We start from the raw sequence: 23644 nt of genomic DNA, 5'->3' as shown, positions 1-23644 counted from the left end.
GTCGTTAAGTTTTAGGATGCAGCGGTCCTCCGCCTTGCGGACAAGGCGTGGCAGACCATCGGGATTGTTAATGCAGCGGCTGGCGCCGCTGCCAGGTGCGCGGTGTGTCCTGCCTGATGCGTGCCGGAAGGCCGCGCAGCCTGTCCGGTCCTGCCCCAGCCCGAACGTGTCTGCCACCAGGGTGCGCAGCGTGACGCCGGACGATAAGGACGTTCCGCTCCAGTCCTTGTCGGCCGGGTCGGAGGTTGAAAAAATGCCGTATTCGGTCCCTCTGCCACGGCCGAGCGAGCCAGTCCCCGCAGCGGTAGGAACCCGTTGCCCGGAATGCCGGTCGGCTGAGAAAAGGGGCGCTTTTCACCGGTTTGGTCGACCGGCTTGCGCGGAACGGCCAGGGCGCTTCGCGCTCTGGAAGAAGTTTCGATGCAGCGGGATGGCGCTGCCGCTTAAAAATTTACTAGAGGAAACTTATTTGTTAAGACGGAGGAATATTAAGGGCGATTATCGATGAGTGCAACCTTTAATCGACAAAAAATTAGATTAATTTTTTTACGGAATCGCGGAACTTTTCAGGTGACTTTCGATAGTGCGGGTTTCAAAAAGTCCTTATAAAACCGTGACATAGACTGTTTTTACAATCGGGAAAGAGTACTGCGGGTTACAGCCGGGGCTGGCATTAATGCAACTCCATCTTTAAAAATGAATGGATGTTGCGTTGGGCGGAGCATATCCCCGCAATTAATCCATAAAGACGCGATCGCCTGAAAATTCTTTTAAAGCAATTTCCATACCATTTTCTTATTGGAAATATCGACAAATCGGTCCGATTCACCTGGCTCCTGACGTGCGTCAATGTCGCGGAAAGCCGTCTGCTTAGATTAAGAAAATGAATGAATAACAAATTTTTTCGAGGTGGGGAGATGAACATTTTTTCCGGTCCGGCGTGGAAAACCTGTGCAATTGCAGCCCTGGCGTCGGCGCTTGGCGCTTGCGGGACCGTCACGCCGGGCGTTGGCTTTCCCGCCGGTCCGGCCGCGGCGGCGGCCGACAGCGCCGCCCCGGCGACCGCGTTTCGCGAGATCACCCCGCAGTTGCTGGAGGCGCAGCGCGCCGCCCGCAGCAGCCGCAGCAGCCTCGACATCAGCCGCTTGAGCGAGCCGCCGGCGCCGTACGCCATTGAAAGCGGCGACGTGCTTTCCATCGTGGTCTGGGACCATCCCGAACTCAACGGCGCCGCGATCGGCCTGCCGGCCGGCGCGCCGGACGCCGCGTCCGGCGTCACGCCCGCCGCCGGCTTCAGCGTAGACCACAACGGCGAGATCCAGTTTCCCTATGCCGGCCGGGTCGGCGTCGCCGGCCTGACCGAGGAGCAGGCCCGCAAGCTGCTGGCGTCGCGCCTTGCCCGCTACATCAGGGACCCGAACGTGACGATGCGGGTGCAGTCCTACCGCAGCAAGCGCATTTACGTCGACGGGGAAGTCAAGCAGCCCGGCGTGCATGCGATCAACGACCTGGCGATGACGCTGATGGAAGCGATCAACCGCGCCGGCGGCATGCTGCCCAGCGCCGACCAGAGCCGCATCAGCCTGAGCCGCGGCGGCAGCACCTACCTGATCGATCTGCCGCAGATGGTGCAGCAGGGCGTCAACCCGGCCAGCATCATGCTCAGGAACGGCGACGTGCTGCGGGTGCGTTCGCGCGACGAGAGCAAGGTGTTCGTGTCCGGCGAAGTGGTGACGCCGCGCGCGCTGACCATGCACAACGGCCGGCTGTCGCTGAATGAAGCGCTGGGCGAGGCGGGCGGCATCAATCCGCTTTCCGGGGATGCCAGCCAGGTCTACGTGGTGCGCCGCTCGGCGTCCGAGCCGGTGGTCTACCGGCTCGACGCACAGGCCCAGGGCGCGCTGGCCATGGCGGAAAGCTTCGAACTGGACGCGAAGGACCTTGTATATGTGGCGGCGACCCCGCTGACCAACTGGCATCGGACCATCAGCCAGATATTCCCCGGGTCCTTGTCGTCGGCAGTGAGCGCAATGAGCCCGGTGCGCTGAAAAGAGATCAACAAAAAACGGCCGTCCTGTTCCGCAGGCCGGCGCCCGTCAGACCACAGACCTGAAGAGCAGCCATGTCCAACTCTGTACGCTATCAGCCCCCCGGCCTGTTGCCGGTGCAGCAGTTCGTCAATCCGCAGCGCGACGCCGGCGACGACACCGAGCTTTCGAGCTACCTCAGCATCCTGTACGAGCAGCGCTGGCTGGTGTTCGGGCTGGCCTTCGTCGTGCTGCTGCTGGGCACCGCCTATGCGCTGCTGGCGCGGCCGGTCTATGAGGCGAACGTGCTGATCCACGTGGAGGAGGAAAGCCCGAAGGAGTCGAAGAACTTCCTCAGCGAGAGCGGCTCGATGTTCAGCATGAAGACCAGCGCAAGCGCCGAGATCGAGCTGTTCCAGTCGCGGCTGGTGATCTCGCGCGCGGTCGACAAGCTGGGGCTGGACATCAGCGGCGAGCCTGACTACCTGCCGGTGGTGGGCAAGTGGCTGTCGCGGTACAGCGAGCTGATTTCCGCGCCGGACTGGGTGCGACAGCACGGCTATGCCTGGGGCGGCGAAAAGATCGACATCGGCGTGATGGCCGTGCCCGAGGAGCTGCTCAACCGCGAGTTCAGCCTGACGCTGGAAGACAACAGCAAGTACCGGATCAACGAGCCGCAAAGCGGCTTTGCCGCGGTCGGGCATGTCGGCGAGCCGATTTCCTTCGTGCTGCCGTCGGGCCGCTTCGAACTGCTGATCAACCATATCAGCGCCAAGCCCGGCACCCGCTTCATCCTGATCCATGCGTCGCGCCAGGTGCTGATCGACGACATCCTCAAGCACATGTCGGTGACGGAGCAGGGCAAGCAGTCGGGCATCATCAGGGCCTCGCTGCAGGGCGGCGACCCGGTCCAGGTCAGCAACCTGCTGGGCGAGATCGCCCGCGCCTACATCAGCCAGAACGCGTCGCGCAAGACCCAGGAAGCGGACAGCGCGCTGGCCTTCCTGGAGAAGCAGCTGCCCGACATGAAGAAGCAGCTGGAGCTTGCGGAAGTGCGTTACTCGCAGTTCAGGAACCAGAACAGCACCATCGACCTGGGCGAGGAAGCCAAGATCGGCCTGCAGCAGTCCGCCTCGCTGAAGACCCGCAAGATAGAGCTGGAGCAGAAGCGCATCGACCTGCTGACCCGCTTCATGCCCGAGCATCCGTTCGTGATCGGCGTGAATGCGCAGCTGGCCGAGGTGAACGGCGAGATCCGCAAGCTGGCCGGCCATATCCGGACCCTGCCGCAGGTCGAGCAGGAACTGGTGCGGCTGTCGCGCGACGTCAAGGTCAACACCGAACTCTATACCGCGCTGCTCAACACCGCGCGCCAGCTGCGCCTGACCACGGTGGCCAAGACCAGCAACGTGCGCCTGGTCGACATGCCGCTGATGCCCGAGAAGCCCGTGTCGCCCAACCGCGTGCGCATCGTCGGCGTGTCGCTGCTGGCCGGCCTGATGGCCGGCGTCTTCGGCGCGCTGGTGCGCAAGTCGCTGCAGAAGGCCATCGACGACCCGGCCGAGATCGAGCAGATGCTGGGCGTGCCGGCCTATGCCGCCATCCCGTACAGCAAGGCGCAAACCGAGATGCTGGCCAATGCCGACCCCAAGAGCATGCAGATGCCGCTGCTGGCGCGCGTGGCCCCGACCGACGTCGCCATCGAGAGCCTGCGCAGCTTCCGCACCGTGCTGCAGTACACGCTGTCACGGCTCGCCGGCAAGGTGGTGCTGATCACCGGCCCGACCGCCGGCACCGGCAAGTCCTTCGTCTCCGCCAACCTCGCTGCGCTGCTCGGCTCGGGCGGCAAGCGCGTGCTGCTGATCGACGGCGACCTGCGCAACGGCCACCTGCACGGCTACTTCGGCGTCGGCCGCCAGCTCGGCCTGTCCGACGTCATCGCCGGCGTCAAGCGCATCGACAGCGTGCTGCACCGGGGCGTGCTGCCCAACGTCGATTTCCTGTCGACGGGCGCGCTGCCGGAAGACTCGTCGGAGCTGCTGATGCGGCCGGCGCTGGGTTCGCTGCTCAGCTCGCTGGAAGCCCAATACGATGTGATCCTGATCGACAGCGCGCCGGTGCTGGCGGTGTCGGATTCGGTGATCCTGGGGATGCATGCGTCGGCGATCTACCTGCTTACGCGGGCGGGGATGACGACGGCGGGGGACGTGGCGGAGTCGCTCAAGCACCTGACCCAGGCCGGGCTCGCGGCGAACGGGTTTCTGTTTAACGGGGTGCCGTTGAGGAACCGGCAGTACGGGTATGGGTATCGGTATGGGCGGTATTGGAGGGTGCAGTATGAAGGGGAGCAGGGGAGGCGGGGGGCGTTGGAGCAGACGCGGGCATGAGCCTGCGGGATTTCGTGCTGGCGCGAGCGTTGTTTGTCGATCGCGTGGCGGATGAAGTGTGGGGGCCGCGGCGGGGCGGGCGCGGGATCCGAATATGAAGTGGGCCGTAGCGTGCGGTTGCGGTTGCACGCGCAGCGACCGTTGCGGTTGTCTTTAGCACCGCGCAGCGACCGTTGCGGTTGACGTTCCGCGTAGCGACAGTTGGAGTTGTGGTTGTTTTTGCAGTTGCCCGCGCAGCGACAGTTGCAGTTGCAGTTGCAGTTGTCGTTGCTTTTGAAGTGGCCGTTGCAGTGAATCCCCGTTAGATGGCGACGCGTCGCCAGCGCCTGAAACGGATAAAGAAGCGTCCGCTGTCTGAGCGAAGCGAGTTTCGGACGCTTCCCGTTTCAGGTGCTGGCGGCGCGTGCAGTCCGCGCAGCGGACCGCCATCGTAGGGGTCGCCTTTTTTGCCCCACTTTTTTGGCGAAGCAAAAAAGCGGGTCGGCTGCCGGGCCGAACACCCGGCTACTCCCCACGGCAGTGAAGCCTCAATGTTTCATCCGCCGGCAGACGCAGCATCGGCGCCTTGCGCTGTGGCGCGTTCTCCTGACGTGCAGTCGTTGCAAACTGCAAAAGCGGCTTCGCGACGGTGCACCTGCTGGCGGATGAAGCAATACCGGCTGGCCTGCCGGACGACCTAGCCGGGTTTCGGCCCGGCAGCCGACCTACTTCTCTTGCTTCGCCAAGAGAAGTAGGCAAGAGAAGGCGACCCCGGAGATGCCGCCCCGCTGCGCGGGGTGCCCACGCCGCTGGCACCGAAATCGGGAAGCGTCCGAAACTCGCTTCGCTCAGACAGCGGACGCTTCTTTATCCGATTTCGGCACCAGCGACGTGGCGTCATCAACGGGGACCCACTGCAACGGCAACGGCCACTTCACAAGCAGCGGCAACTGCAACGGCAACGGCAACGGCAACGGCAACTGTCGCTGCGCGGGCAACTGCAACTGCAACCACAACTGCAACTGTCCGCTGCGCGGAACGTCAAACGCAACTGTCGCTGCGCGGAACGTCAAACGCAACTGTCGCTGCGCGGAACGTCAAACGCAACTGTCGCTGCGCGGAACGTCAACCGCAACTGTCGCTGCGCGGCGCTAAAGACAACCGCAACGGTCGCCGCGTGAAACGGATAACCGATTAAACTCTGGCGGCTTAAGCATCGCAGCTTAACCCTCGTTATTTATCCGACATAACCACCATGTCGCCAGTCTCGCCATGTTGCAAGCGGCGCAGCTGAAACCCCACCAGCCCATCATCCGGCCGCTCCGCGTGCAGCCGCTCAAACGCAGGCAATGCGTCCACATCCCCCGCCGCCAGCAACGCGTGCGCAGCTTCGTAGGCAAGGTCGGCCGACCCCACACCCAAAGGCTCGAAAACCGCCAGCGGCTGGCGCTTGCCCTTTAGCAGGACGTCGCCCACCGGCCGCATCACCGCATCCGGACAGGCCGCGCGGATCGCCCCCGAAACGCAGATGCGGGTGCCCAGGTGCCGGTTCAGGGTCTCGAGGCGCGCAGCGGTATTGACGGGATCGCCCAGCGCCCGGTAGTCGAAGATGGCCGCCCCCCCGAAATTGCCGACGACGACCTCGCCGCAATGCACCCCGATGCGGGTCCGGCCGAACGGTATGCCGCGGGCCTGCTGCGTGGCGGCATAGTCCTCGGCGAAGCGATGCATCGCCAGCGCGCAGGCCAGCGCCCGCGCCGGGTGATCCGGTTGCGGCACGGGCGCGGAGAACATGATGGCGATGGCGTCGCCGACGATGCGGTCCAGCGTGCCGTCGTGCTCGAACGCGATCCGGATCAGCTGTTCCAGGTAGTCGTTGAGGAGGCTGACCGCCTGTTCAGGGTCGCGGCTTTCCATCAGGCCGGTAAAGCCTTCGAGGTCGGTGAAGATGAAGCTGCAATCCTGGCGGCGGCCGCCCAGCTGCAGTTGCTGCGGATGGTCGACCAGGTGCGCGACCAGGTTGGGCGACACGTAGCGCGCGAATGCCTGGCGCACCCAGCGCTGTCGGCGTTCGCTGGCGCGGTGGCGCAGCAGGCTGGCCAGCACGAAGGCGCCGGCCATGCCGATGCTGGGCGTGGCGGCGTCCAGCAGCAGCCGGCCGGACGCATAGGCCTGCCATGCGCCCCAGTTGAGCGCTGCCAGCATGGCTAGCGCCGCCAGCGCGGCCGGCAATGCGCCGCTGTGCAGCGCCAGCAGGTAGAGCAGCAGGCTGCCGGCGACCAGCGCCAGGGCTTCGGCGGCGCCGGCCCAGGCCGGCCTTTGCAGCCAGGACCTGGCCAGCACCTGTTCCAGCGCCTGCGCATGCACTTCCACGCCGGGGATGATGCCGCCCAGCGGCGAAAAACGCAGGTCCTGCAGGCCCTGGGCCGAGGTGCCCACCAGCACGATGGCCTTGTCGATGGCGGCGGCCGGCGCGCTGCCGTCGAGCACCCGCCAGGCCGGCACCGTGCGTTCGCTGGCGGCGCGGGTGAAATGCACCCAGAACTCGCCGGCCGCCGTCACCGGCAGCGTGTGCCGTCCGATGCCGAAGGCGGCGATGCCGTCGTCGCCGGTATGCATGACCACGGTCCGCGCGGCCTCCGCGACCCGGAGCGCCTCGGCCGCCAGCGACGGCAGCATCGCGTCGCCGGCGCGCAGCATCAGCGGCACCCGGCGGACGATGCCGTCGGCGTTCGGGATGAAGGTCATCGCGCCATTGCCGGCGGCGGCGGCCGACAGCGGCGCCAGCGCGCCGATCGCGGCATTGAACGCGGGCAGCCGCGCGCTGGCGTCCGGGCCGCGCGTCACCAGGCCGAAATGCGGCGCCGGCGGACGCTGGCCGCTGCCGTCGTTGACGGCGGCGACGCCGAGCACGGTGCGGCCGTCCCGCAGCGCCGCCGCCAGCAGGCCGTCGGGGTCGTCCAGCGCGGCCAGCCGCGCGGCCATGTCCGGCGCCACGATCCAGTGCTTCAGCAGCGCCTGCGGCGCGGTGCGGTCGGGCTCGGAAAAGAGCACGTCGAAGGCCACCGACGCCGCGCCGGCCGCCTGCAGTTTCTCCACCAGTTGCGCAACCTGGCTGCGCGGCCAGGGCCACTGCCCGAGGCGGCGCAGGCTTTCGTCGTCGATGTCGACGATGCGCACGCCGACGTCCCGGTAGGCGCGCGGCTGCCAGCGCTGGTATTGGTCGAACATGGTGTTGCGCAGGGTTTGCAGCGGCAGCGGGTCCAGCAGCAGCGCGCCGCAGGCGACAAGCAGGAAGAGGGGGAAAATCGTGGCGCGGGCCACGGAAGACCAGGAAACCGGCATATTCTCGTTAATTGCCTGATAGAAATAGTGTCAGATTCTACGCCAGAAATCCGCAACAATGCTGCGATCTGGAAACAATTGCCGACTTCATTGCTATAATTCGGCGCGTATTTGTGCCGTATTTCAATCGTGTTTGCGTGCCGTCCGGCGCCGCGGTCCATGCCCCTCTGGGCCAAGTCCTTTTGTCAGGAGAATGCACTGTCTTCCGAACTGCGCCGTCCACGGCTTTCCTCGATGATCACCGTCGCCACCTGCGGCGGCGTGCTGGTGACGGTGCTGGCGCTGCTGGCGGTGGTCGACCAGTTCGCCCGCAACTATGCGCAGCGGCAGGCCACGGTGCGGATACAGCAGGTCGCATGGCAGATGCGCGACGCCCTCAACCACGGCATGCGGGTCGCGGTCAGCGACATCCGGCTGCTGTCGGAACTGAAGGAACTGCGCGACGCCGGCGACCCGGCGGACATGCGGCGGCCGATGGAAAACATGCAGCGGATCTCGCCCGACTATGCATGGATAGGCGTCGCCAACCCGGACGGCACGGTCTACGCCGCCACCGGGAAAATGCTCGAAGGCAAGGATGTCAGCGCCCGGCCATGGTTCCAGAATGCGCGCAGCGGCGTGACCACGGTCGACTACCATGCGGCGGTGCTGCTGGAAAAGAAGCTGCCGCAGGCCGCCGACCCGTGGCGTTTCGTCGACGTGTCGATCCCGGTGCTGCGGACCGATGGCTCGGTGCGCGGCATCATGGGCGCGCACCTCAGCTGGACCTGGGCGCGGCAGCTGGCGAAGACGCTGCTGGTGCCGGCCGGCAAGGATTACAAGACGGAAGTGCTGATCGTGCGCGGCGACGGCACGGTGCTGCTTGGGCCGAAGGAGATGGAGGAGAAGAAGCTGGACTCCACCAGCGTCGGACTGGCGCTCGATGGCGGCAGCGGCGCGGTCGACGAGACCGCGAATGGCCAGCGCTACCTGACCGGCTACGCGCAGACCGGCCTCGAACCCGGCTATCCCAGCCTGAAATGGGCGGTGCTGGTGCGCCAGCCCTACAACGTGGCGATGGCGGATTTCCGCACATTGCAGCAGCGCATCGTGCTGCTGGGCGCGGGCCTGGCGCTGCTGCTGGGCGTGTCCGGCATGCTGTTCGCGCGGCGCGTGTCGCAGCCCCTCATCAGCCTGTCGGCGACGATGGAGCGCTACGACCCGGAGCGGCCGACGCCGGTGCCGGTCAGCAACGACTTCCACGAAACACACCTGCTGTCGTCGACGCTGGCGGCCATGGTCAGCCGCGAGCAGCGGCATCTGGAGTCGCTCAGGGCGATGAACGAAAACCTTGAACAGACCGTGCAGCTGCGCACCCGGGAGATCGAGCGCAAGGCGCGGGAGCTGGAAGGCGCGCTGGCGCTGCAGGAGCAGATCCGGGTGCAGCTGCAGGAGAGCGAGGCCGAGGTGCGGGCGACGCTGCACCATGCATACGACGCCTTCATCGCCTTCGATGAAAACGGCCTGGTGCGCGAATGGAACGGCCAGGCCGAGCGGCTGCTGGGCTGGAGCCGCGCCGAGATGATGGGCCAGCCGATCATCGACGCATTCATCGTGCCGGCCATGCGCGAGACGCGGCGCCAGGGCTTGCGGCGTTTCCTGGAAACGGGCGACTCGGCGCTGGTGAACCAGCGCGTCGAGATGCCGGTGCTGCGCAAGGACGGCGTCGAGATACCGGTCGAGGTGTCGGTCGCGCACGTGCCGCGGCGGCAGGGGCACCTGTTCATCGCCTTCATGCATGACATCACCGACCGCCGGATGCTGCATGCGTCGCTGGAGCAGATGGCGATGAAGGACATGCTGACCGACCTGCCGAACCGCCGGGCGCTGCAGCAGAAGCTGCCGGAGGCGCTCGCGCGCTCGGCCCGCTCGGGCAAGGCGATGGCGGTCTTCTTCCTCGACCTGGACGGCTTCAAGGGCGTCAACGACAAGCATGGCCACGAGGCCGGCGACGAGCTGCTGCGCATCCTCGCCCAGCGCATCGTCGCCACCGTGCGCCGCACCGACACCGTCGCCCGGCTGGCAGGGGACGAATTCGTGGTGCTGCTGGAAATGCTGGCCGATGCCGGCGACGCGGTCGATGTCGCGGCCAAGCTGCTGCCGGCGCTCAGCCAGCCGTTCGCGCTGGCGGCCGCCACCGTCGCATTGAGCGGCTCCATCGGCATCGCGGTGCACGAACCGGCGTCGGACGAGAGCGCCGACGACCTGCTCGCGCGCGCCGACCATGCGATGTACGACGCCAAGAACGGCGGCAAGAACCGGTACAGCATCGCGCCTGCAAAAGCGGCCTGAGCGGGCCTTATGCCTTATTTGCGCATGGCAAGTTGAAAAATGTATTTCCGGCCAGGGTGAGATGGCCCTAAAATTGCCGCCTTTGCAAATGCGCCGCGCAAGTCCGGTTGCGGTGGCTTCCCAACGCCGCGCCGCGCGCTGCGCCCAGATAAGAACATGATCCAGATAGAACACGTCTCCCAGCGCTTTGCCGGTGCGGAAGGTCCGGTCGACGCGGTGCGCGATGTCAGCCTGCAGATCGCCCGCGGCGAAATTTTCGGCATCATCGGTCGCAGCGGCGCCGGCAAGAGCACGCTGGTGCGCACCCTCAACATGCTGAACCGCCCGAGCGAAGGGCGCATCCTGATCGACGGCCGCGACATGACCGCGCTCGACGCCGATGCGCTGCGCGCGGCGCGCCGGGAGATCGGTATGATCTTCCAGCATTTCAACCTGCTGTCCTCGCGCACCGTGCGCCAGAACGTCGCGCTGCCGCTCGAATTGGCCGGCATGGCGCGGGCCGACATCGACAAGCGCGTCGGCCCCTTGCTGGAGCTGGTCGGCCTGACCGAGCAGCAGCATCGCTACCCGGCGCAGATCAGCGGCGGCCAGAAGCAGCGGGTCGGCATCGCCCGCGCGCTGGCCAACCAGCCCAAGGTACTGCTGTCGGACGAGGCGACCTCGGCGCTGGACCCGGAAACCACGCGCTCGATCCTGGAGCTGCTGCGCCGGATCAACCGCGAGCTGGGCCTGACCATCGTGCTGATCACGCACCAGATGGAAGTGATCAAGGCCGTCTGCGACCGCATGGCGGTGATGGACGCCGGCCGCGTGATCGAACATGGCGGCGTGATCGACGTGTTCCGCGAGCCGCAGCATGAAGTCACGCGCGCGCTGATCGGCGACGTGATTTCGCAGGAATTGCCGCGCGGCGTGCTCGAACGGGTGCGCGCGAAGCTGGCGCAGACCCGCGCCGGCGCCGGCCGCGACCACCTGTTCCGCTTCGCCTTCACCGGCGCCGGGGTCGACCAGCCGCTGCTGTCGGACGCGGTGCGGCGCTTCGGGCTGGACTTCAATATCCTGCACGGCCAGATCGACGAGATACAGGGCCAGGCTTTCGGTTCGCTGGCGGTGCTGGCCAGCGGCGAGCCGGCCGACATCGCCGAAGCCGTGCAGTTTTTCCGCAGCCACGGCGTGGTTGTCGAGGAGCTTAACCATGTCATCTGAAATGCTCGACCTGTTCCTGCGCGCCTTCGGCGAAACCCTGCTGATGGTCGGCGTGGCCGGCATGCTCGGCGGCCTGATCGGCGTGCCGCTGGGCATACTGCTGTACCTGACCGATAGCCGCGGCATCCTGCCGAACCCGGCCTTCAACCGCATCGGCGGCCTGGTGGTGAACGCGGTGCGCTCGACGCCGTTCATCATCCTGCTGGTGGCGGTGATCCCGCTGACCCGCTTCTTCGTCGGCTCGTCGATCGGCACCGCCGCCGCCATCGTGCCGCTGACCATCGCCGCCGCGCCCTTCGTCGCGCGGCTGGTGGAAACCGCGCTGGCCGAGGTCGACCGCGGCCTGATCGAAGCGGCGCAGGCGATGGGCGCGACCACCCGCCAGATCGTCTTCAAGGTGCTGGTGCCGGAAGCCTTCCCCGGCATCGTCGCCGGCCTCACCATCACCTTCGTCAGCCTGGTCGGCTACTCGGCGATGGCCGGCGCGATCGGCGGCGGCGGCCTCGGCGACGTCGGCATACGCTACGGCTACCAGCGCTTCCTGCCCGAGGTCATGCTGATGGTGGTGCTGATCCTGATCGTGTTCGTGCAGCTGGTGCAGTCGCTCGGCGACTGGCTGGTGCGCCGGCTGCGCCACCGCTGACGCGGCCCCGGCGCGCAACCCTGAATCCTCAATCCTCAATCGCGTCCGTCGACGCCGAATGAAAACAACGCTGAATCAATCAACCAAAAAAGGAATCCGATGAAACGTCGTCAACTGCTCAAAACCGCTGCGCTGTCCGGCCTGGTCGCCGCCCTGTACGCCGCGCCGCTGCATGCCCAGGACAAGCCGCTGAAGATAGGCGTCACCGGCGGCCCGCATGCGCAGATCATGGAAGTGGTGAAGAAGGTCGTGGAGAAGGATGGCGTGAAGCTGCAGATCGTCGAGTTCTCCGACTATGTCCAGCCCAATGCCGCGCTGGCCGCCGGCGACCTCGACGCCAACAGCTACCAGCACCTGCCTTACCTGGAAGCGCAGATCAAGGACCGCGGCTACAAGTTCAGTTCGGTCGGCTACACCATCACCTTCCCGATGGGCATCTACTCGAAGAAGATCAAGTCCCTGAAGGACCTGAAGGAAGGCGCGCGTTTCGGCGTGCCCAACGACCCGACCAACGGCGGCCGCGGCCTGCTGCTGCTGCAGTCGCAGGGCCTGATCAAGCTGAAGCCGGAAGCCGGCCTGAAGGCGACCGCGCTGGACATCGTCAGCAACCCGAAGAAGCTGAAGATCCTCGAACTCGACGCCGCCCAGCTGCCGCGCTCGCTGGACGACCTGGACGCCGCCGCGATCAACGGCAACTATGCCGAATCGGCCGGCCTGAGCCCGACCCGCGACGCCATCGCCATCGAGGAAGCGAAAGGCCCGTATGCGAACGTGATCGCGGTGCGCACCGAGGACAAGGACAAGCCGTGGGTCGCCAAGCTGGTCAAGGCCTACCACAGCCCGGAAGTGAAGCAGTTCATCGCCGGCAAGTTCAAGGAATCGGTCATCACTTCCTGGTAAGCGCGCCACGCGTCCCCCGCATCTTCCGACCCTGCATGCCGCGATGAGCTTTCCAAGGACGCTGGACCTGTTCTGCCGGGTCGTCGACAACTTCGGCGACATCGGCGTCTGCTGGCGGCTGGCCCGCCAGCTGGCGGCGGAACATCGCATCGCGGTGCGGCTCTGGGTCGACGACCTGGCAAGCTTTCGCCGCATCTGCGCGGCGGTCGACACCGCCGCCGACGAGCAGCAGCTGCAGGGCGTGACGGTGCGCCGCTGGCAGGGCGCATTGGCCGGGGAGGAGGTCGCCGACGCGGTGGTCGAGGCCTTCGGCTGCGAACTGCCGGCCGGCTACTTGGCCGCGATGGCGGCGCGGCCTGCAGCGCCGGCCTGGATCAACCTCGAATACCTGAGCGCGGAAGACTGGGTCGCAGGCTGCCACGGCCTGCCTTCGCCGCATCCGCGACTGCCGCTTACCAAGTATTTTTTCTTCCCCGGCTTCGACGCCGGCGCCGGCGGCCTGCTGGAAGAGGCCGGGCTGGCGCAGCGCCGCGCCGCATTTGTCGCCGACCCGCGGCGGCAGGCCGCTTTCCTGGCCGGCCTCGGCGTGCAGCCGGAAGCCGGCGACCGCCTGGTGTCGCTGTTCTGCTATCCCGACGCGCCGGTGGCCGCACTGATGGACGCGCTGTCCCGCAGCGAGCGCGCCAGCCTGGTGCTGGCGCCCGAAGGCGTGGCCGTTGCGGCGCTTGCCGCCTGGGCCGGGCGTACGCTCCGGCCCGGCGACCTGGTCCGCAAGGGCCGGCTGGCGCTGCAGGTCGTGCCCTTCGTCGACCAGGCCGACTACGACTGCCTGCTCTGGTGCTGCGAGCTCAATTTCGTTCGCGGCGAAGACAGCATGGTGCGGGCGCAGTGGGCGCAGAAGCCGTTCGTCTGGCAGATCTATCCGCAGGAAGAGGATGCGCACCGGATCAAGCTCGACGCATTCCTGGCCCGTTTTTCAGGCGTGCTGCCGGCGGATGCGTCGCCAGCCTGCCGTGCGCTATGGCACGCGTGGAACGGCGACGGCGATGTCGGCGCGGCATGGCCGGCGTTCGAGCAGGCGCTGCCAGCCTTCGGCGCGGCGATGCCGCGCTGGTGCGCGACGCTGCGCGAACACGGCGACCTGACCGGCAACCTGCTTGCGTTCATACGCCGGAAAGGCGCAGGCGCCGCAAGCTAGCGATTCACGTCCGTCGCGCCGTTACCGTTGTGCCGCTACAACGCAAGGTCGCGGTGCAAGCGCCCGATGTTTGATAAATCCAAAACTCTACCGTGTGCATTTCCACGATGCTGTAGCTGACCGGTCGCTATTCGCATTCGGACCTGCCGCGCGTATATCCACTCCGCAGTTCAATAAAACAAGGAAACAAGCGATGAAACGAATATCTATTGTCCTGGCGACGGCAGGCGCATTCGCTGGCGTCGCGCATGCGCAAACCAGCGTCACCGTGTACGGCATCCTGGACGCCGGCATCACGCGGGAGACCGGCGACGCCGGCGGCAATGTGTGGAAAATGGCGACCGGCGTGCAGTCGGGCAACCGGCTGGGCTTCAAGGGCGCGGAAGACCTCGGCGGCGGACTGAAGGCGAACTTCCAGGTGGAAAGCGGCTTCGACCTCGACACCGGCACGCTGCGCCAGGGCGGCAGCCTGTTCGGCCGGCAGAGCTGGGTCGGGCTTTCAGGCGGCTTCGGCGCAGTCAGCCTGGGGCGGCAATACAATCCGCTGTTCGTCGCGCTCGACGCGATCGACCCGTTCAGCACCGGCCTGACCGGCGCGACAACCAACCTGATGAATCCGTCGTCCGTGCGCACCAACAATTCGATCGCCTACTACTCGCCGGTGATAGGCGGCTTCGGCGCGAATTTCCTGTATGGCCTGGGCGAAGTCACCGGCGACCCGTCCCGGGCGCGCACCTATGGCGTCTCGCTGGGCTATACCTACGGCCCGCTGACGCTGGCGGCCGCCTACGACAATGCCAACAACGGGTCGGCCACCACTCCGCTGACCAACACCACCAAGCTGTCGCTGGTCGGCGGCACCTACAAGTTCGGCCCGGCCACGCTGCACCTGGCCTACGAGCGGGAAAAGGACGACGCCGGCACCGATTTCCGCGACGTCATGGTCGGCCTGTCCGCGGCTGCGGGCGCGGGCGGCAATGTGCTGGCGTCCTTCGTCGACAAGCGCGACAAGTCGGCCGCCGGCGACCGCAACGCCAAGCAGTATGCGATCGGCTATATCTATGCAATGTCGAAGCGGAGCAACCTGTACACCTCCTACGGCCGCATCAGGAACAGCTCGGCCGCGGCCTTCACCGTCGGCGACGCGTCCAGCGGCGGCTCAAGCAACCAGGCGCCGGGCGCGACGTCGAGCGGTTTCACGGTGGGCATGCGGCACATCTTCTGAAGGACGGGATTGCCGCCGGCAGGCGGGGCGTTGGCCGGGCCGTGCGGATGCGCCGGCGCCGCGGGCCGGTCAGCCGTTGCCTGCAGGATCCGGCCCTGCGCCGGGCGCGCGGCGCGGACAGGCCACGTGGAATTGGCAGTTCGCGCGGGAAATCGGTTAGAATGGCAGGCTTTAATTTTCGCGAGCGGCACTTCATAAAAGCCGCGCGCGGCACTGCCGGGCAGCACGCCGCGTAATTTCCCCAACGTTTTTCCATTTTTAAATTCAGCTATGAAAACCGCACAAGAAATCCGCGTCGGCAACGTCGTCATGGTATCGGGCGAGCCGATGGTGGTGTTGAAGACCGAATACACCAAGTCTGGCCGCAACTCTTCCGTCTGCAAGATGAAGATGAAGAACCTCCTGACCGACGCCGGCCTGGAATCCGTATACCGCGCCGACGACAAGTTCGACGTCGTCACGCTGGACCGCAAGGAAGCCACCTATTCCTACTTCGCCGACCCGCTGTATGTATTCATGGACACCGAATACAACCAGTACGAAGTCGAAGGCGAGAACCTCGGCGACGCCATCAACTACCTCGAAGACGGCATGCCCTGCGAAATGGTGTTCTACAACGAGAAAGCCATTTCCGTCGAACTGCCGACCACGGTCGTGCGCGAAGTGACCTACACCGAGCCGGCCGTCAAGGGCGACACCTCGGGCAAGGTGCTGAAGCCTGCGAAGATCGCAACCGGTTTCAACGTCAATGTGCCGCTGTTCGTCGGCCAGGGCGACAAGATCGAGATCGACACCCGCACCGGCGAATACCGCAGCCGCGCGAAGTAATTTCGCAACGCCGGTCCGATAAGCGCTGCAGCCGCGATGGCTGCAGCGCTTTTTTTACGGGCGCGGCGGCGCGGGCCTGGAACGACCGTCCGGCAGCGCCGATGCCGTCATTCCGGCGCCATCCCGGCGCTGGCGCTGACAGTGACGCCGGCGTTGAGCCGGTGATAACCGGTCCCGGCTTCCCATAGTCCGTCATTGGCCAGGCGGATCGCATAGTCGCTGCGGTCGCGCAGGGACGGCGCGGGGTCGGGCAGGTGGAGCAGCAGCTCGTAGTCGCCCGGCGGCAGGGACGGCGGCAGCGCCACGGCCTGGCGCAGCACGATGGCGCGGCCCGGCAGCCACAGGCGCGGTTCGGCGTCGAGCGGGAAGCGGTGCACCGCGCCATCCTCGCGGCTGCGCAGGATCAGGTCGACCGCGCGCGGATTGAAGGGCGCGGCCCAGCCGTCGTTCTGCAGGGTCAGCAGCAGGCGCAGGCGACCGCCGGGCGTCGCCGTGCGGTCGAAGATGCCGTGGCGCAGGCCGATGCGGTATCCGAGGCGGCGTTCGATATCGCTGTCGCAGCCCTGGAGCCGCCACGCATTCAGCACTTCCTCGTGGAATGCGCCGTTCAGGTAGGACCAGTGGAAACGGGCCATCTCGCGCAGCGCGGTCGGGCAGTCGCTGCGCGGCGGGTTGTAATGGCAGGTCTCGCCGCCCATCGGCACGTAGGCAGTGTCGGCCGCCAGGTAATCCGGGCCGGCGGGCGAGAGCCGCCGGTAGGTGCCCCAGTCGTTTTCGGATGCGAGGAAGCAGTCGTTGTGATGGCCGGTGCGGGCGCTTGCCGTACGCTGGAATGCATCCTCCATGGTCAGCGCGCCGGCGCCGGCCAGCCGGTGCTTGAAGTCCGGCGTGCGCAGCTGCACGCTCCGGTTGGCGGGCACCACTTCCAGCAGCTTGTCGAACACCCGCTTGCGGTCCCGCCAGTTTTCCTCGCTCAGCGTGCCGCTGCCGTAATGGCGGCTGTTGGCCCATTCGCCCCAGCTGCCGATGAAGCCGGCCTGGACGACGGCGATCACGTCGCTGTTGCGTTCCAGGTAAGGGCGCAGCTGGTCCAGGTGCTCCGCCAGCAGGTCGGGCCGCGCATCCTGCGCGTTGTCGCTGTAGTTGTAGGCAAAGCGCAGCACCACTTTCATGCCCGCCTGCCGCACCGCGTCCATCTGGCGCTGGAACAGCAGCAGCGTCGCCGGCGGAATGGCCTGCTCCAGCGCGTCGCCGAGGATGAAGGCGCACATCACCAGGCTCTGGTGCCGCTCGCGGCGGTATTGGCGCAGCCGGCCCGCATCGAGCGGCCCGCTGCTGCAGTCGACCTGCTGGTAGAAACCGCGCTCCGGGTTGTGGAATGCCCGGTCCGAGCCGGCATAGACGATCGCCGCCTGCTGCTGGCCTTGCTGGGCCTGTCGCAACGCGGACTGCGGCGGGATGGCCGGCGGCGCCTGGACGACGCCGGGCAGCGCGCAGAGCAGCAGGGCAGGCAGCAGTCGGGTCAGCGCGCTGGTCGGGGTCATCGGGTGGCTGCAGGGTATCGGCTCGGGTCGTGACAGTTTGATATCACGCGCACCGGAACCCGGTTTGCGCAGTCTCAAGGCCGGCAGGAAGGCGGGGCCTTCAAATAGGACGTGGCGCGTCGCCCCGCCACGGCAGGGGTTCGGGCGCAGAACGATCACCATCCGTGCAGCACATGGCAGACAGTCATCCAAAGCAGGAGCAGCCCGCAGGCAGCGCATCCGCGCGCGGCTACGCGTTGCCCAACCAGGCGTCGCCGCTGCCGCGGCAATGGCAGCTGCCCACGCCGCAGTCGCCACCGTCGCCACAGTCGCGCGCCCCGTCCGGCATCCAGCATTTCTACCCGGGACCGGCGGGCGCCGGGGACTGGCGGCAGGCCGCGCCGCCGCGTCGCATGGAACGGGCGATCCTGCTCGGCCTGTGGCTGCTCGTGATGCTTGCCGCCATCGCCACCGGCTTGAGCATGCTGGACCGCAGCGCAATGACGCCGACGCCGACGCCGCCGCCGGCAGCGCGCCCGCTGACGAGCGACGACGCCGAAGCGATGCGCCGCGCGGCGCTTGCCGCCGCCGCCGGCGAGCGCGATCCGTTCGATGAGCCGCTGCCGGCGCAGCCTGTCCCGGCGGCAAGCGAGCCGGCGGCGCGGCCGGTAACGCGGCTGGCCGCCGCGCCCAAGCTGTCGCTGGAGGAGCCGGTCGCGGCGCCCGCGCCACCCGCGGCGGCCATCGCACCTGCTGCGTCCACGCCGCCGCCGAGTCCGGCCCCGGCATGCGCCGATGCGTTGCGTGCGATGCAGCTGTGCCCGGGCATGCGCTAGCGGCGCCGGATTCCCGACGACCGGCGCAGCGGTTGTGCCATTGTGCCGGCAAGGGTTGAGACGGTTGTTCCGTTTTGGAACAGTCGGCCGGGGCCTGCAATCGGCGTGGACGAACGGCATTTGCCGGATTTGTCAGGCGCCGGGCGGCATTCCCGGGAGCGGGCCTGGCCGGGCCGCGACTGGCTTGTTTTTTGCATAACGTTAACACTGGAACACCGGAGCACTGGAACAAGACGCCCGGAGGACCGCAGGCAGTGCCGGCAACGCCGGCATCGAGGGAACGGCGATTCCCGTCGCGGCCAGTCCGGCTTCAACGGCACGTACCCGAAGGAGGAGACCCCAAATGCAGAAGTCGCTACACATCGACGCCGAGAAATGCACAGGCTGCCTGCAATGCGAAATGGCATGCAGCTACGAGCATTACGGCATGTTCAACCCATCCAAATCCGTCATCAAGGTGTTCGAGTTCCATGACACCGGCAAGAAGGTGCCCTACACCTGCACCCAGTGCGCCGAGGCATGGTGCCTGCATGCGTGCCCGGTGGACGCGATCCGCCTCGATGCGGCGACCGGCGCCAAGCTGGTGTTTCAGGACATCTGCGTGGGCTGCAAGGTCTGCACGATCGCGTGTCCGTTCGGCACCGTCAATTACGTGCAGGACACCGGCAAAGTCCACAAGTGCGACTTGTGCGGCGGCGACCCGGCCTGCGCCGACGCCTGCCCGACCGGCGCGATCACCTATGTCGACGCCGACTGGACCGGCCTCGACCGCATGCGGCAATGGGCCGGCAAGGTGGGCAATACCAATGCCGCGCCCGCGGCCTGACCCGATCAAGGAGACTGGCATCATGTCTTGGACTGGAAAAATCCTGCGTGTCGACCTCACCGCCGGCACCTGCCGCGCCGAACCGCTGAACATGGAATGGGCGAGGGACTACATCGGCCAGCGCGGCCTGGCCACCAAATACTATGTCGAGGAAGTGGACCCGAAAGTCGACCCGCTGTCGGCTGAAAACAAGATCATCTGGGCCACCGGCCCGCTGACCGGGACCATGGCGTCTACCGGCGGCCGCTACTCCGTCATCACCAAGGGCGCGCTGACCGGCGCAATCGCCTGCTCCAACTCGGGCGGCTATTTCGGCGCCGAGCTGAAGATGGCCGGTTGGGACATGATCATCTTCGAGGGCCGGGCCGCCAGCCCGGTCTACCTCAGCATCAACGACGGCGATGCGGAGCTGCTGGACGCGTCCTGGCTGTGGGGCAAGTCGGTCTGGGAAACCGAGCCGGCGATCAAGGCCCGCCACCAGGACCCGCTGATCCGCGTGTCCACCATAGGCCGCGCCGGCGAGACCGGCTGCCTGTACGCGGCCGTTGTCAACGACCTGCACCGCGCCGCCGGCCGCTCCGGCGTCGGCACCGTGATGGGCTCCAAGAACCTGAAGGCGATCGCGGTGCGCGGCAAGGTCGGCGTCGGCAACATCCGCGATCCGCGCGCGTTCATGAAAGCCACCGTCGCGGCCAAGAAGGTGCTGGCCGATAATGCGGTGACCGGGCAGGGCCTGCCCACCTACGGCACCCAGGTGCTGATGAACGTGATCAACGAGATGGGCGCGATGCCGACCCGGAACCACCGCGACGTGCAGTTCGAGGGCGCGAAGGACATCTCGGGCGAGGCGATGCACGAGCCGCGCAAGACCGACGGCAAGAAAAACCTCGTCACCAACCAGGCCTGCTTCGGCTGCACCATTGCCTGCGGCCGGATCTCGAAGATCGACGAAGGCCATTTCACGGTCCAGAACAAGCCGCAGTACTGGGGCGCGTCCGGCGGCCTGGAATACGAGGCGGCCTGGGCGCTCGGCTCGGCCAACGGCGTCAACGACCTCGAGGCGCTGACCTATGCGAACTTCATCTGCAACGAGCAGGGCATGGACCCGATCTCGTTCGGCGCCACGGTCGGCGCGGTGATGGAGCTGTACGACATGGGCGTGCTGACGAAGGAGCAGCTGGGCATCGACGCGAAGTTCGGCAGCGCCGAGGCGCTGACGCATTTCGTCGAGATCACCGCGCGCGGCGAGGGCTTCGGCCGCGAGATCGGCATGGGGTCGAAGCGGCTGACCGCGAAGTACGGCCACCCGGACCTGTCGATGTCGGTCAAGGGCCAGGAATTCCCCGCCTACGACTCGCGCGGCATCCAGGGCATGGGCCTGGCCTACGCGACCTCGAACCGCGGCGCCTGCCACCTGCGCGGCTACACGGTGGCGTCCGAGGTGCTGGGCATCCCGATCAAGACCGACCCGCTGGTCACCGACGGCAAGGCCGAGCTGGTCAAGGCTTTCCAGGACGCCACCGCGGTGTTCGACTCGGCCGGCGTCTGCGTCTTCACCACCTTCGCCTGGACCCTGTCGGACCTGCAGCCGCAGCTGCATGCGGCCTGCGACGAGTCGTACACCATGGAGAGCCTGGCCGTGATCGGCGAGCGGATCTGGAACATGGAGCGCGACTTCAACAACCGCGCCGGCTTCACTCACCTGGACGACACGCTGCCGAAGCGGCTGCTGACCGAGCCGGCGCAAACCGGCCCGGCCAAGGGGCTGGTGAACGGGCTGGACAAGATGCTGCCCGAGTATTACCAGGTGCGCGGCTGGAATGCGGAAGGCCAGCTGCTGGAGGCGACAAGGGCCAGGCTCAGCCTGTAACGCGGCACCCGGCAGGGCCAGGGCGCATGCCGGCATCGGGCCGGCGCGCCCGCCGCCGGCCGGGAAGGGGAGAACATCATGAAACATCTGATCATCGGCAATGGCCCGACCGGCGTGATCGCGGCCGAGACCATCGTCGGCAATGCGCCGCAGGACCAGGTCGTGCTGCTGGGCGACGAGCCCGAGCCATGCTATTCGCGCATGGCGATACCCTATCTGCTGATGGGCAACATCGACGAACGCGGCACCTGGCTGCGCAAGGACCCGCAGCACTTCGGCGCGCTCGGCATACGGCACGAGGCCGGGCGGGCGCAGCGCATCGACACGCTGAGCAGCCTGGTCCACCTGGCCGATGGCCGCAGCCTGTCGTACGACAGGCTGCTGATCGCCAGCGGCTCGTCGCCGGTCACGCCGCCGGTGCCCGGCATCGACAGCGCCGGCGTGCATGCATGCTGGACCATGGAGGATGCGCGCCGCATCATGCAGCTGGCGCGTCCCGGCGCGCGCGTGCTGCAGATGGGCGCCGGCTTCATCGGCTGCATCATCATGGAAGCGCTGGCCTCGCGCGGCGTCACGCTGACGGTCGTCGAGATGGGCGACCGCATGGTGCCGCGGATGATGGGGCCGGGCGCCGGCAGCATGATCAAGGCATGGTGCGAGAAAAAAGGCATCGCCGTGCATACGTCAACCCGGGTCGACGCGATCACGCCGGGCGCGCCGCTGGTTGTGAAGCTGTCGACCGGCGACACCATCGAGGCCGACCTGGTGATCACGGCCACCGGCGTCCAGCCGAACATCGGGTTCGCCAGGGACAGCGGCATCCATTGCAAGCAGGGCGTGCTGGTCGACTCCACCATGCAGACCAGCGTGCCCAACATTTACGCCGCCGGCGACTGCGCCGAGGCCTGGGACGATGCCAGCGGCCGCACCGTGGTGTCGGCGATCCAGCCCAATGCGGTCCAGCAGGGCCGCTGCGCCGGCATGAACATGAGCGGGCGGCCGGTGCGCATGGTCGACGTGCCGCAGATTAACGTGCTCGACACGCTGGGGCTGATCTCGACGTCCTTCGGGCGCTGGGACGGCGTTGCCGGCGGCGACCATGCGGAACTGCTCGACGCGCCGGGCTTTCGCTACCTGCGGCTGGAGTTCGATGGCGACCGGCTGGTCGGCTCGAACGCGGTCGGCCATATCCAGCATGCCGGCGTGCTGCGCGGGCTGATCATGCAGAAGGTCAGGCTGGGCTCCTGGAAGGACAGGCTGATGGCCGACCCGACGCGGCTGACCGAAGCCTATATCGCCTGCGCCCAGCGGCAGGACGCCTGGCAGCATGCGCACTGAAGCGTCGCCGATGAAGATCACGTTCAAGCTGTATGCCACGCTGTCCGACTACCTGCCCGCCGGGCAGCGCCACAATGCGGTGGAACTCGACGTGGAGCCGGCCACGACGATCGCCGACCTGGTCGAGCGCTTTCACCTGCCGGCCCGCCTGGTGCACCTGGTGCTGGTCAACGGCGTCTATGTCGCGCCCGAGCAGCGCATGGCGCGCACGCTGGCGCCGGGCGACGCGCTGGCGATCTGGCCGCCTGTCGCCGGCGGATGACGGGCGGCCTGCCGGAGGACGAACTGCGGCGCGAGATGGGCTGCACGCGGGACGAGTTCCTGCGCTGGCTGCCGGGCGCATCCCGGCATGCGCCTGTCATGGCGAACGGCGACGTCTACCGGATATTGTCGGAGCACGGGCCGGTCGAGATCCGCATCGCCGAAATGCCGCCGCGCCGGATCGGCAGCATTGCGCTGCCGGTGCTCGACGTGCGCTTCCGGTTCACGGGCATCGATGCATCGGCGCGCAAGGCGTTCCTCGACTACTTCGACCAGTACACGCGGCGCGGCGGCGGCTAGGCTGCGCGCACATTCCGGCGCAGATACCAACCCCGATCCACAAGGCGGCATGAACCTCCGTAGGGTGTAATAAGCGCGTATTGGTTGCGAACAGGCGGTGGTAGTCGATTAGCCGGTGGTGTAATGCGCTGCGCTTATCACACCCTGCGAATCGTAACCATCGGTCTCATCCGGCGCGCCTACGGGAACAGGCGGCCGAGCGCGGCGCGCAGCGACTCCAGCCGCAGCGGCTTGACCAGGTAGGCGCTCGCGCCGGCCCGCAGCGCCGCGTCCGCATGCAGCGCATCGTCATGCGCGCTCAGCACGATGCAGGGCGGCGCCGGCGGCCGCTGCCTCATCGCCGCCAGCAGCGCGAGACCGTCCATGCCGGGCAAGGAGATGTCGCAGATCGCCAGCGCGAACCGGTGGCTTGCCATGCGGGCCAGCGCCTGTTCGGCGCTGGCCGCGCAGGTCACCGAAAACCCCAGCTTTCGCAGCACGGCGGTCGCCAGCATGCGTTCCACCGGGCTGTCGTCGACGACCAGCACCTCGCCCAGAGGCGGCGGCCCGGCATGCGGATGCGCTTCTTCCATGGGCGGCCTCGCAATGATGGATCAACAACGTGGAATGGATGGCGCCGGC

19 protein-coding genes are annotated in these 23644 nt (G+C 67.0%); 15 read left to right on the top strand and 4 right to left on the bottom strand.

Translation table 11 applies throughout. The annotated features are described in order from the left end of the window. Positions 1–917 precede the first annotated feature (917 nt). On the top strand, positions 918–2048 hold the full coding sequence (locus tag QOL82_RS19060) for a polysaccharide biosynthesis/export family protein (protein WP_283443886.1): 1131 nt from the start codon (positions 918–920) through the stop codon (positions 2046–2048). Between the two features lie 74 nt (positions 2049–2122). After that, positions 2123–4414, top strand: a complete 2292-nt coding sequence (locus tag QOL82_RS19055) for a polysaccharide biosynthesis tyrosine autokinase (protein ID WP_283443885.1) — start codon at positions 2123–2125, stop codon at positions 4412–4414. 827 nt (positions 4415–5241) lie between these two features. Here the strand turns inward: QOL82_RS19055 and QOL82_RS19050 are convergent. Beyond that, complete coding sequence (locus QOL82_RS19050) at positions 5242–5472, bottom strand: hypothetical protein (protein ID WP_283443884.1); 231 nt, start codon at positions 5470–5472, stop codon at positions 5242–5244. 154 nt (positions 5473–5626) lie between these two features. Continuing rightward, positions 5627–7738, bottom strand: coding sequence for a CHASE2 domain-containing protein (locus QOL82_RS19045; protein WP_283443883.1), 2112 nt, complete (start codon positions 7736–7738; stop codon positions 5627–5629). 234 nt (positions 7739–7972) lie between these two features. Here QOL82_RS19045 and QOL82_RS19040 point away from each other — a divergent pair, with 234 nt between their 5' ends. The 7 genes from QOL82_RS19040 (at position 7973) to efp (ending at position 16069) form a co-directional block, all read left to right on the top strand. After that, positions 7973–10069 (top strand): diguanylate cyclase domain-containing protein, encoded by a 2097-nt coding sequence (locus QOL82_RS19040; RefSeq protein WP_283443882.1) that lies wholly within the window; start codon positions 7973–7975, stop codon positions 10067–10069. 156 nt (positions 10070–10225) lie between these two features. Then, positions 10226–11275 (top strand): methionine ABC transporter ATP-binding protein, encoded by a 1050-nt coding sequence (locus tag QOL82_RS19035; RefSeq protein ID WP_283443881.1) that lies wholly within the window; start codon positions 10226–10228, stop codon positions 11273–11275. Beyond that, entirely contained in the window at positions 11265–11918 is a 654-nt protein-coding gene (locus tag QOL82_RS19030; RefSeq protein WP_283443880.1) for a methionine ABC transporter permease, read from the top strand. Before QOL82_RS19035 ends, QOL82_RS19030 begins: the two co-directional genes overlap by 11 nt. A gap of 99 nt (positions 11919–12017) precedes the next feature. Then, on the top strand, positions 12018–12818 hold the full coding sequence (locus tag QOL82_RS19025; RefSeq protein ID WP_283443879.1) for a MetQ/NlpA family ABC transporter substrate-binding protein: 801 nt from the start codon (positions 12018–12020) through the stop codon (positions 12816–12818). A gap of 43 nt (positions 12819–12861) precedes the next feature. Further along, on the top strand, positions 12862–14016 hold the full coding sequence (earP, locus tag QOL82_RS19020) for an elongation factor P maturation arginine rhamnosyltransferase EarP (protein ID WP_283443878.1): 1155 nt from the start codon (positions 12862–12864) through the stop codon (positions 14014–14016). Positions 14017–14209: 193 nt separating this feature from the next. Next, positions 14210–15241 carry a porin gene (locus tag QOL82_RS19015; RefSeq protein ID WP_283443877.1) on the top strand — a complete coding sequence of 344 codons (1032 nt, stop codon included), beginning with the start codon at positions 14210–14212 and terminating at the stop codon, positions 15239–15241. Between the two features lie 270 nt (positions 15242–15511). After that, entirely contained in the window at positions 15512–16069 is a 558-nt protein-coding gene (gene efp, locus QOL82_RS19010) for an elongation factor P (RefSeq protein WP_283443876.1), read from the top strand. A gap of 107 nt (positions 16070–16176) precedes the next feature. On the opposite strand, the gene QOL82_RS19005 is transcribed toward efp, so the two are convergent. After that, a complete protein-coding gene (locus QOL82_RS19005) occupies positions 16177–17613 on the bottom strand; it encodes a DUF4832 domain-containing protein (protein ID WP_283443875.1) in 1437 nt (478 codons plus the stop codon). Positions 17614–17786: 173 nt separating this feature from the next. Between QOL82_RS19005 and QOL82_RS19000 the strand changes: the two genes are divergently transcribed. From QOL82_RS19000 to QOL82_RS18975, 6 genes are all read left to right on the top strand, one after another. After that, positions 17787–18428 carry a hypothetical protein gene (locus tag QOL82_RS19000; RefSeq protein WP_283443874.1) on the top strand — a complete coding sequence of 214 codons (642 nt, stop codon included), beginning with the start codon at positions 17787–17789 and terminating at the stop codon, positions 18426–18428. A gap of 343 nt (positions 18429–18771) precedes the next feature. Continuing rightward, positions 18772–19254, top strand: a complete 483-nt coding sequence (locus QOL82_RS18995; protein WP_283443873.1) for a 4Fe-4S dicluster domain-containing protein — start codon at positions 18772–18774, stop codon at positions 19252–19254. 22 nt (positions 19255–19276) lie between these two features. Beyond that, entirely contained in the window at positions 19277–21124 is a 1848-nt protein-coding gene (locus QOL82_RS18990) for an aldehyde ferredoxin oxidoreductase family protein (protein WP_283443872.1), read from the top strand. Between the two features lie 78 nt (positions 21125–21202). Next, positions 21203–22462 (top strand): NAD(P)/FAD-dependent oxidoreductase, encoded by a 1260-nt coding sequence (locus tag QOL82_RS18985; RefSeq protein ID WP_283443871.1) that lies wholly within the window; start codon positions 21203–21205, stop codon positions 22460–22462. A 10-nt stretch (positions 22463–22472) separates the two neighbouring features. Further along, a complete protein-coding gene (locus tag QOL82_RS18980; protein WP_283443904.1) occupies positions 22473–22724 on the top strand; it encodes a MoaD/ThiS family protein in 252 nt (83 codons plus the stop codon). Next, complete coding sequence (locus QOL82_RS18975; RefSeq protein ID WP_283443870.1) at positions 22721–23023, top strand: hypothetical protein; 303 nt, start codon at positions 22721–22723, stop codon at positions 23021–23023. The genes QOL82_RS18980 and QOL82_RS18975 overlap by 4 nt, the downstream gene beginning before the upstream one ends. A gap of 179 nt (positions 23024–23202) precedes the next feature. On the opposite strand, the gene QOL82_RS18970 is transcribed toward QOL82_RS18975, so the two are convergent. Continuing rightward, complete coding sequence (locus tag QOL82_RS18970) at positions 23203–23595, bottom strand: response regulator (protein ID WP_283443869.1); 393 nt, start codon at positions 23593–23595, stop codon at positions 23203–23205. Positions 23596–23644: the final 49 nt, after the last annotated feature.

The organism is Noviherbaspirillum suwonense, from assembly GCF_900182955.1.
Taxonomy (GTDB): domain Bacteria; phylum Pseudomonadota; class Gammaproteobacteria; order Burkholderiales; family Burkholderiaceae_D; genus Noviherbaspirillum_A; species Noviherbaspirillum_A suwonense.
Note: the sequence above shows the minus strand (reverse complement) of the source record. Positions and strands in the feature narration are given on the sequence as shown.

Coding starts and splice junctions, on each gene's coding strand:
- QOL82_RS19025 (WP_283443879.1), top strand. CDS start 12,018: ATGAAACGTCGTCAACTGCTCAAAACCGCTGCGCTGTCCGGCCTGGTC.
- QOL82_RS18985 (WP_283443871.1), top strand. CDS start 21,203: ATGAAACATCTGATCATCGGCAATGGCCCGACCGGCGTGATCGCGGCC.
- QOL82_RS19040 (WP_283443882.1), top strand. CDS start 7,973: ATGATCACCGTCGCCACCTGCGGCGGCGTGCTGGTGACGGTGCTGGCG.
- efp (WP_283443876.1), top strand. CDS start 15,512: ATGAAAACCGCACAAGAAATCCGCGTCGGCAACGTCGTCATGGTATCG.
- QOL82_RS19030 (WP_283443880.1), top strand. CDS start 11,265: ATGTCATCTGAAATGCTCGACCTGTTCCTGCGCGCCTTCGGCGAAACC.
- QOL82_RS19035 (WP_283443881.1), top strand. CDS start 10,226: ATGATCCAGATAGAACACGTCTCCCAGCGCTTTGCCGGTGCGGAAGGT.
- QOL82_RS19055 (WP_283443885.1), top strand. CDS start 2,123: ATGTCCAACTCTGTACGCTATCAGCCCCCCGGCCTGTTGCCGGTGCAG.
- QOL82_RS18980 (WP_283443904.1), top strand. CDS start 22,473: ATGAAGATCACGTTCAAGCTGTATGCCACGCTGTCCGACTACCTGCCC.
- QOL82_RS19045 (WP_283443883.1), bottom strand. CDS start 7,738: ATGCCGGTTTCCTGGTCTTCCGTGGCCCGCGCCACGATTTTCCCCCTC.
- QOL82_RS19000 (WP_283443874.1), top strand. CDS start 17,787: ATGGCAGACAGTCATCCAAAGCAGGAGCAGCCCGCAGGCAGCGCATCC.
- QOL82_RS18970 (WP_283443869.1), bottom strand. CDS start 23,595: ATGGAAGAAGCGCATCCGCATGCCGGGCCGCCGCCTCTGGGCGAGGTG.
- QOL82_RS18975 (WP_283443870.1), top strand. CDS start 22,721: ATGACGGGCGGCCTGCCGGAGGACGAACTGCGGCGCGAGATGGGCTGC.
- earP (WP_283443878.1), top strand. CDS start 12,862: ATGAGCTTTCCAAGGACGCTGGACCTGTTCTGCCGGGTCGTCGACAAC.
- QOL82_RS19005 (WP_283443875.1), bottom strand. CDS start 17,613: ATGACCCCGACCAGCGCGCTGACCCGACTGCTGCCTGCCCTGCTGCTC.
- QOL82_RS19015 (WP_283443877.1), top strand. CDS start 14,210: ATGAAACGAATATCTATTGTCCTGGCGACGGCAGGCGCATTCGCTGGC.
- QOL82_RS18990 (WP_283443872.1), top strand. CDS start 19,277: ATGTCTTGGACTGGAAAAATCCTGCGTGTCGACCTCACCGCCGGCACC.
- QOL82_RS19060 (WP_283443886.1), top strand. CDS start 918: ATGAACATTTTTTCCGGTCCGGCGTGGAAAACCTGTGCAATTGCAGCC.
- QOL82_RS18995 (WP_283443873.1), top strand. CDS start 18,772: ATGCAGAAGTCGCTACACATCGACGCCGAGAAATGCACAGGCTGCCTG.